Source organism: Shewanella sp. 11B5 (assembly GCF_002836795.1).
Classification (GTDB): Bacteria; Pseudomonadota; Gammaproteobacteria; order Enterobacterales; family Shewanellaceae; genus Shewanella; species Shewanella frigidimarina.
Genome location: NZ_PJAP01000731.1, coordinates 1 through 1,893 on the forward strand (window position 1 = coordinate 1; position 1,893 = coordinate 1,893).

3 protein-coding genes are annotated in these 1,893 nt (G+C 43.4%); 2 read left to right on the forward strand and 1 reads right to left on the reverse strand.

Annotation, left to right across the window (positions count from 1 at the left end):
- Positions 1-288: YajD family HNH nuclease (locus CXF78_RS15815; RefSeq protein WP_102037322.1), on the forward strand; the 288-nt coding region annotated here is incomplete at its 5' end.
- A 568-nt stretch (positions 289-856) separates the two neighbouring features.
- Here the strand turns inward: CXF78_RS15815 and CXF78_RS15820 are convergent.
- Entirely contained in the window at positions 857-1,084 is a 228-nt protein-coding gene (locus tag CXF78_RS15820) for a DUF1289 domain-containing protein (protein ID WP_102037323.1), read from the reverse strand.
- Between the two features lie 79 nt (positions 1,085-1,163).
- Here CXF78_RS15820 and CXF78_RS15825 point away from each other — a divergent pair.
- A partial coding sequence (locus CXF78_RS15825) for a methyltransferase (protein ID WP_145991498.1) occupies positions 1,164-1,893 on the forward strand: 730 nt, incomplete at its 3' end.

Below are 1,893 nucleotides of genomic sequence, written 5' to 3' on the forward strand. Positions count from 1 at the left end.
AAAGGATATCGTGAGCAAGCGCTAAAGCTCTACCCTTGGGTATGTGGGCGTTGTACCAGAGAGTTTACTCATAAAAATTTATCTGAATTAACTGTGCATCATCGTGACCATAATCATGATAATAATCCGTCAGATGGTACTAATTGGGAGTTGTTGTGCCTGTACTGTCACGACAATGAACATTCACGCTTTGAAGAGTTGATTCGTTACGGTAGCACCAAAGAAGCCAAGCAAGATGCTGCCACTTTCAATCCATTCGCAGACTTAAAAGCGATGATGAAGAAGTAGAGCTGAGACGGTAAAAGCGGTTAAGAGCGATGACAAGCGATAAAAGCCTAGGAGCTAGGTCGCTTCGCGGCGAGATGCTATACAGGCAAAGTCAAAAGCTAGTAAGAACGATAAATATCGATAACAGGCGATGACAAGCGGGAAACCGCCTAGGAACTAGGTCGCTTTGCGGCGAGATGCTATACAGGCAAAGTCAAAAGCTAGTAAGAACGATAAAAATCGATAACAGGCGATGACAAGCGATAAAAGCCTAGGAGCTAGGTCGCTTCGCGGCGAGATGCTATACAGGTAATGTCAAAAGCTGGTAAGAGCGATAAAAATCGATGACAAGCGATAAAAGCCTAGGAGCTAGGTCGCTTCGCGGCGAGATGCTATAAAATCAAATTCAAAAGATACAAGCTTAGGGCTAGGTCCCATCATGGAAATACTTCTGAGCAGGGATCTGCTTGATGTTTTACCGTTGTTATAGAAGCGAAGCGCACTAGCTGGACGCAGTCCGCCCTAGCATCTAGGTTTGTTACCGCTTGTAATCGCTTGTTACCGCTCGTTATCACATTTTATCTCAACGTTATCGCTTGATTCGCTTTTCAGCTTCCAACCACTTTGCTCTCGACAATGTTTGACTGTTACCGTCACCTGAAAATTGTTGTTTTCTATCGGCTAATTTATCGCAAATCTGTTTTTTTTGTTCATCACTTGCTTGTGACCAAATCACAATTTCATCAATGTGACGAAAACAGCCCATACAATAATCGTCAGCATTTAGGCCACAACGGGCGACACAAGGTGAGTGCATAGTTTACAATTCCAGTCCGGCGATTTAATGACTCGCATCCTATCATTTCAATCGGCTAAGGTTAACTACAAGTCTCAATATGTCAGTAATCAAATATCAACAGACCTTTAATGCCATTGATTCGCTTCTTGGTGCCCTAAAACCCTTGTGGCAGCTAGTTGCATTTGAGTGTGACCACTTACCCTGGCAGCATGAGTTTCCACATTTAGCCCAAACCGTGTGGCAACTTGATGACGCTGAAATAGATAACCTCGATGCTGATCAACAACATCTTGTTGATGCATTATTACCAAGTTTGATAGTAGACATACAGCAAAGTCAGTTCCCAGACAAAGATCAACTGATTAACCAATTAAGCTTGTTAGCCATCACTTTGCCTACAAGTGCGATTAACCGTGACGATACTCAAGCGATGCAAGACACTGAACAGCTGAGTAATGACCATCCAATTAGCGATTTAGCCCATTTCAGTGCTCATATTAAAGGTCGTAAGTGGCAACAAATTACCGCATTTACGGAGCAAGTTGATCCGCAATATCACCCTCAACTGCCTCGATTACCTATCTTAGAGTGGTGTGCAGGCAAAGGGCATTTGGGCCGTTTGGTGGCTAAGCAGCAAAACGTTGAGGTAACCAGTATTGAGTGGCAAGCGGGCTTATGCACACAAGGCCAGATTTTTGCTAAGCAATGGCAATTACCACAAACTTTTATTTGTGCTGATGCTTTTGCGCCAATCGACTCAAGTAAACCGCTATTGTTAATTGACCAACATGCTATAGCATTGCACGCTTGTGGTGATTTACACGTTC